The sequence below is a fragment of the Cohnella nanjingensis genome, from assembly GCF_014212125.1.
Classification (GTDB): Bacteria; Bacillota; Bacilli; order Paenibacillales; family Paenibacillaceae; genus Cohnella; species Cohnella nanjingensis.
Window position 1 is genome coordinate 1 of record NZ_JACJVP010000103.1, and the last position, 800, is coordinate 800.

Annotated in this window: 1 pseudogene; it reads left to right on the plus strand. The window is 68.5% G+C overall.

What is annotated here, in order from left to right:
• Positions 1-800, plus strand: a pseudogene (locus H7C19_RS34090) (hypothetical protein); the annotation flags it as partial.

The following is an 800-nucleotide window of genomic DNA, read 5'->3' on the forward strand; positions in this document are numbered from 1 at the left end:
GAGGCGAAGCTGGCGGATGGCGGCGTGACGGAGGCGAAGTTGGCCGACGGCGTCATCACCAAGGCGAAGCTGGCGGACGGACACGTGACGACGGCGAAGCTGGCCGAGAGCAGCGTGACGGCGGCGAAGCTGGCGGACGGCAACGTCACGTCGACGAAGCTGGCGGATGGCCACGTGACCGCCGAGAAGCTGGCGGACGGCAGCGTGACGGCATCGAAGCTGGCGTACGGGAGCGTCTCGACGGCGAAGCTGGCGGACGGCGGGGTGACCGAGGCGAAGCTGGCGGACGGGAGCGTAACGGCGGCGAAGCTGGCGGACGGCGGAGTGAACGAGGCGAAGCTGACAGACGGAAGCGTGTCGGAGGCGAAGCTGGCGGACGGAAGCGTGTCCGAAGCGAAGCTGACGGACGGAAGCGTGACCGAGGCGAAGTTGACGGACGGCAGCGTTACGGAGGCGAAGCTGGCGGATGGCGGCGTAACGGCGTCGAAGCTGGCGGACCGTGTCGTCATCGAGGCAAAGCTGGCAGACGGCGCCGTCACGGAGGCGAAGCTGGCGGACGGCGTCGTCACGGAGACGAAGCTGGCGGATGGTAACGTGACGTCGGCGAAGCTGGCAGACGGCAGCGTATCGGCAACGAAGCTGGCGGACGGCAGCGTATCGGCGACGAAGCTGGCGGACGGCAGCGTGTCAACGACGAAGCTGGCGGACGGCGATGTGACGTCGGCGAAGCTGGCGGACGGCAGCGTGACTTTGGCGAAGCTGGCGGACAGTAATGTGACCGCGGCGAAGCTGGCGGACGG